Genomic DNA, 5597 nt, shown 5'->3' with positions numbered 1-5597 from the left:
GGCCCCCCCCCCCTGGTCCCCCCCCCCCCCCCCGGGGTTCCGCGCCCCCCCCCCGCCGGGGGGGCGCCGCCCCGCCCCCCCCCCGGCGGTGTGCGGACGCCGGGCCGTACCGGGGCGGAGGTCGAGATGGAACTGGTCCAGGAAGGCCCCTTCCGCTACCGCATCGCACCGCACGCCGGCATGCGGGTGCCCGGCGTGGTGTTCGCCTCCCCAGGCCTGCTCGCGGACGCCGACCAGTCCCTGGAGCAGGTCGTGCACGTGGCCGAGCTGCCCGGGATCGTCACCGCCTCGTACGCCATGCCGGACATCCACTGGGGCTACGGCTTCCCCATCGGCGGGGTCGCCGCGACCGACGTCGACGCCGGCGGGGTGGTCTCGCCGGGCGGCGTCGGCTTCGACATCTCCTGCGGGGTGCGGCTGCTCGCCGCCGACTGCGACGGCGCGGCGCTCCGCCCCGCGCTGACCGCCGTCATGGACGGCCTGGACCGGGCGATCCCGCGCGGGGCCGGGCCCGGCGGCGTATGGCGGCCGGACCGCCCCGGCGAGCTGGAAAGGCTGCTCACCGGCGGCTCCCGCTACGCCGTGGAGCGCGGCCTGGGCGAGGAACGCGACCTGCTGCGGTGCGAGGACGGCGGCGCGGTCGCCGACGCCGACGCGGCCCAGGTCGGGGAGCGGGCCCGGGAACGCGGCCTCGGCCAGGTGGGCAGCCTGGGCTCCGCCAACCACTTCCTGGAGGTGCAGCGGGTCGCCGAGGTGTACGACGACCGGGCCGCCGCCGCCTTCGGGATCGGACCGGGACAGGTCTGCGTGATGATCCACTGCGGCTCGCGCGGGCTCGGGCACCAGATCTGCACCGACCATGTACGGCTGATGGACCGCGCCATGACCCGGTACGGCATCACCGTGCCCGACCGGCAGCTGGCCTGCACCCCGGTGGACTCGGCGGAGGGCCGGGCGTACCTCGGCGCGATGGCGGCGGCCGCCAACTACGGCCGCGCCAACCGGCAACTGCTGTCCGACGCGGCGCGCACGGTCTTCCGGCGCGCCCTGGGCGCCCGGCTGTCGCTGGTGTACGACGTCTCCCACAACCTCGCCAAGATCGAGCCGCACACGGTGGACGGCGAGCGGCGCCGGCTGTGCGTGCACCGCAAGGGCGCCACCCGCGCCTTCCCGCCCGGCCACCCCGAACTCCCCGAGGACATCCGGGAGTTCGGACAGCCGGTGCTCATCCCCGGCACCCTCGGCACCGCCTCGTACGTGCTGACCGGCGTGCCCGGGGGCGACGCCTTCCACTCCACCTGCCATGGCGCGGGCCGCACCATGAGCCGCCACCAGGCCGCCCGCACCATCACCGGCAGCCAGCTGCGGGCCCGGCTGCGCGGCGCCGGGGTGGCCGCGCGCCCCCGGTCCTGGCGCGGTCTGACGGAGGAGGCGCCGGAGGCGTACAAGGACGTCGACGCCGTCGTCGCCGCGAGCGAGGGCGCCGGCCTGTGCCGGAAGGTCGCCCGGCTGGTGCCGCTCGGGGTGGTGAAGGGCTGACCGGGCGGGTCCCGGCCCTGGGGCGCCGGTCACACGTCCACGATCACCGCGCAGGACCAGCCGTGGGCGTCCGGGCCGATCCGCAGGTTCTGCCAGGAGACGCCCTTGGGGGCGGCACCGACGACGGTGACGTCCGCGAGGCGGGCCAGGGACAGCCGCGCCTCCAGCACTCCGGCGCCGACAGGCTCCACGTCCACGCCGACCGGGACCAGCCCCGCCACCTCCAGCCGGAAGACGACCTCGTCCAGCAGCGCGACCAGCAGCTCCTCGTCCTCGGCCGGGCCGAGCCGGACCCGGCCCCCGGTGACCGGCCGCACGTCCGCCACCTCGGCGAAGGTCTCCACCAGGGCGTGCACGGCCTCGGCGAGGCAGCGCTCCCGGCTGGGGCCCCACGCGTGCAGGAGGGTGTCGGCGGTGTGCGGCATCGCGCAGTGGCCGCTCGCGCCCCCGCGCCGCCCGCGCGCACCGCCGCCGGTGTCACCTGCCATGGCCGCCCCGATCCTTGCCCTCGGGCCGGGTACCCGCGTCCGGGCGGTGGTCAGCGCAGCAGCCGGTCCAGGAAGCCGTTGCCGAAGACCCGGTGCGGGTCCAGCCGGTCCAGCGTGGTCACCGCCCGGGCCCAGGTCCGGGGACCGAAGGAGCCGGGCACGTCGGTGCCGAGCACGTCCGGATCCCGCCAGGCGTCGTCCGCCGTGTACGCCCAGCCCTTGGACCACTCCACCCGGGTGCGGGCGTACCCGCCGTCGTACCTGTCGAGCAGGAACCGCTCCAGCTCCCGCTGGAACGCCCCCGCGTACGGGGTGCCGGGCAGGGTCAGCACGTCCAGCCACACCGCGGTGTCCCACTCGGGGTGGGCCGGGTCCGGCCGTACGGCCGACAGCAGCGGGGCCTGCGCGCCCGGGACGCCGGTGGCCGCGGGGTCGTCCAGGCCGGTCACCCGGATCTCCACCGAGCCGTTCACCGGGAAGCGGCCGCGGGCCGCGTACGCGGCCAGCCGCTCCCGGTAGAACCGGGTGAACTCGTGCACCACCCGCTGCACGCCGGACCGCCGGGTCAGTACCGCGTACCCGCTCGCGGTCACCCGCAGGGTGGTCGGCCGGATGTACAGCAGCGTGTTCTTCGACGGCCCCCACAGATCGGCGGAGAAGGTGGCCGCGAGCCCCAGCCGGGCGGCGGTCAGCTGGGCCTGGCCCAGCACCGGCGCCAGATACCAGGCGGCGCCGGAGAACAGCCGCCCGACCAGATCGGCGACGGGCGTCGGCACGCTGTCGGAGAAGGGGTAGTTGTACGGCGAGGTGACGTGCCGCGAGCCCGCCGGGCGGACCGGGGCGACACTCCACTCCTTCAGCCACGGGTGCTCGGTGAAGGCGAACCAGATCGCCTCCACCCGGCCCGAGCGGTGCAGGAAACTCTCCAGGGTCCGCCCGCCGGACCCGGGCGCCGCGAACAGCTCCCGGGCCGGGACATCGGTCCGGCTGACACACCGCAGCCGGGTGTCGGGGCCGACCCGCAGCACCGCCTCGGTCACCAGGGACCGGCCCAGATGGGTGAGGAGCGCGGCGGTGTCCGCCTCCCCGCGGCGGAAGGTGCGCAGCACATAGGACCCGGCGGCCGCGTCCCACACCACCGCCGTCAGCTCCAGCACCCGGTTGCTCAGCGAGCCGTAGGCGGTGCCGGGCGGGGGCTCCTCGCCGGCGGCCGGTACGGCGGTGCCGTGCGCGCCGATCGCCAGGGCGCCGCCCAGGGTCAGATCGCCCGGCGCGGGAGCCGCGGTGAGCCCCAGCCCATGGCCCTCCAGAAAGGTGAGCAGGGTCTCCAGGGTGACGCCCGCGCCCGCGCGGACCGCCGTCGGCGAGTCCAGGGCGAGCCGGGTCAGCCGGGGCGCCGTGTCGACCAGCAGGACCCGGTTCCGTGTCGTCGTGCCCTCGGTGACGGTGAGCGGCGACCAGCCGTGCGCAGCACCCCGGGCCCGCACCCGCCACCCGTTCCGCCAGGCCCAGTTGACGACGGCGAGCGCCTGCTCCGGCCCGCCCGGGGCGCAGGCCCACAGCCCGTCGGCGGTGATCTCACCCGCCCAGTTGCGGTAGGCCGACCGGTAGAGCGCCACCTCGGCCGGGAACCCCGGAAGTTCGGCCGCGGCCACCGCCGGATCGGCCGCGAGCAGCACCGGTACGGCGGCCAGGGCGGCGGCGCCGCGCAGCAGACCACGGCGGCCGACGGAGCCGGAAGTCGATTCCGGTGAAGGGGAGTTGGCGTCGCCCAGGGAATGATCGATCACACGGTCACGCTAGGCGCCGCCCGGCACTCTGCCGGCCCACGGCACACCGGATCACTCGTTCGGGTGATTCTCGTCGGTGCTCGGCGGAGCGGCCCGTTCCGCGGAGCGCGCCGCCGGATGCCACACTGATGTCATGGACGAACGCGTGATCGGCAGGTCGGGTCAGTGGGCATCGGTCGTCGGACTCGGCACCTGGCAGCTGGGTGCCGACTGGGGCGAGGTGGACGACAAGGAGGCCCGCGCCGTCCTGGAGGCGGCCGCCGAGTCGGGGGTCACCTTCTTCGACACGGCCGATGTGTACGGCGACGGACGCAGCGAGGAGACCATCGCCGGCTTCCTGCGCGGCCGGCCCGATCTGCATGTGCTGGTGGCCACCAAGATGGGCCGCCGGGTCGAGCAGCTCCCCGAGAACTACGTGCTGGACAACTTCCGTGCGTGGAACGACCGTTCGCGCCGCAACCTCGGCGTCGACCGCATCGACCTGGTGCAGCTGCACTGCCCGCCGACGCCCGTCTACTCCTCGGACGAGGTGTTCGACGCCCTGGACACCCTGGTCGAGGAGGAGCGCGTCGCCGCCTACGGGGTCAGCGTGGAGACCTGCGCGCAGGCGCTGACGGCCATCGCCCGGCCCAACGTGGCCAGCGTCCAGATCATCCTCAACCCGTTCCGTATGAAGCCGCTGTACGAGGTGCTTCCGGCGGCGAAGAAGGCCGGCGTCGGCATCATCGCGCGGGTGCCGCTCGCCTCCGGCCTGCTGTCCGGCAAGTACACCGCGGACACCGTGTTCGCCGCCAACGACCACCGCACCTTCAACCGGCACGGCGAGGCCTTCGACCAGGGCGAGACCTTCTCCGGAGTCGACTACGCCTCCGGCGTCGAGGCCGCCGCCGAGTTCGCCGCGCTCGCCCCCGAGGGCTACACCCCGGCGCAGCTGGCGCTGCGGTGGATCATCGAACAGGACGGCGTGACGACCGTCATCCCCGGGGCCCGCAACCCCGGCCAGGCCCGCGCCAACGCGGCCGCCGCCAAGCTGCCGCCGCTGCCCGAGGAGACCTTCGCCGCGATCCGCGACCTGTACGAGCGGCGCATCCGGGAACAGGTGGAGCACCGCTGGTGAGGAGGCTCGTTTGAAGGGACGGCCGGCCGGTTACACGCACCGCATGACGCAGGACGGGCGGCGCAGAGGGCGGAACGAGACCGAGGAGGAGCGGGCCGACCGGATGTGGGGCGAGCTCATCCAGGAAGTCCGCGTGGCCCAGACCGGTGTGCAGATCCTCTTCGGCTTCCTGCTCACCGTCGTCTTCTACCCGAAGTACACCATGCTGCCCCACGTGGACCAGGTCATCTACATCGTGACCGTCCTCCTGGGCGCCTGCACGACCGGCGCCCTGGTCGGCCCGGTCTCCCTGCACCGCCTGGTCTCCGGCCGCCGGGTCAAGCCGGAGGCGGTGCGGCTGGCGTCCCGGATGACCCTGGTCGGCCTGGTGCTGCTGCTCACCACCATGACCTCGGCGCTGCTGCTCATCCTCCGCGTGGCCACGCACGGCTCCTATGTGCCGTACCTGGTGACCGCGGTCGTCGCCTGGTACCTGACGTGCTGGTTCGGCCTGCCCCTGTGGGCCCGCCACCGGCACACGACCAGTGTCGGCGACGGGCCCGGGAGTTCCGGGGGGGGGGCGGGGCGGGGGGGGGGCGCGCGGGGGGGGGGGGGGGGCGCGCCCGCGCCCCCCCCCCCCCCGCCCCGCGCCCCCGCCCCCCCCGCCCGCGCCGCCCCGCCGCC

Annotated in this window: 5 protein-coding genes; 3 read left to right on the top strand and 2 right to left on the bottom strand. The window is 75.3% G+C overall.

What is annotated here, in order from left to right:
* Positions 1-126 precede the first annotated feature (126 nt).
* Positions 127-1539 (top strand): RtcB family protein, encoded by a 1413-nt coding sequence (locus ACFVIU_RS06680; RefSeq protein ID WP_385841059.1) that lies wholly within the window; start codon positions 127-129, stop codon positions 1537-1539.
* Positions 1540-1568: 29 nt separating this feature from the next.
* Here ACFVIU_RS06680 and ACFVIU_RS06675 read toward each other — a convergent pair whose 3' ends face one another.
* The gene (locus ACFVIU_RS06675; protein WP_385841058.1) at positions 1569-2027 is read right to left on the bottom strand and encodes an archease; all 459 of its coding nucleotides are present in this window, start codon (positions 2025-2027) and stop codon (positions 1569-1571) included.
* A gap of 50 nt (positions 2028-2077) precedes the next feature.
* A complete protein-coding gene (locus ACFVIU_RS06670) occupies positions 2078-3817 on the bottom strand; it encodes a cholesterol oxidase substrate-binding domain-containing protein (protein WP_385841057.1) in 1740 nt (579 codons plus the stop codon).
* 133 nt (positions 3818-3950) lie between these two features.
* Between ACFVIU_RS06670 and ACFVIU_RS06665 the strand changes: the two genes are divergently transcribed.
* The gene (locus ACFVIU_RS06665) at positions 3951-4934 is read left to right on the top strand and encodes an aldo/keto reductase (RefSeq protein WP_385841056.1); all 984 of its coding nucleotides are present in this window, start codon (positions 3951-3953) and stop codon (positions 4932-4934) included.
* A 43-nt stretch (positions 4935-4977) separates the two neighbouring features.
* On the top strand, positions 4978-5597 hold a 620-nt coding region (locus ACFVIU_RS06660; RefSeq protein ID WP_385841055.1), incomplete at its 3' end, for a DUF6328 family protein.

It is taken from the genome of Streptomyces sp. NPDC127190, from assembly GCF_042672505.1.
In the GTDB taxonomy this organism is placed as follows: Bacteria; Actinomycetota; Actinomycetes; order Streptomycetales; family Streptomycetaceae; genus Streptomyces.
Note: the sequence above shows the minus strand (reverse complement) of the source record. Positions and strands in the feature narration are given on the sequence as shown.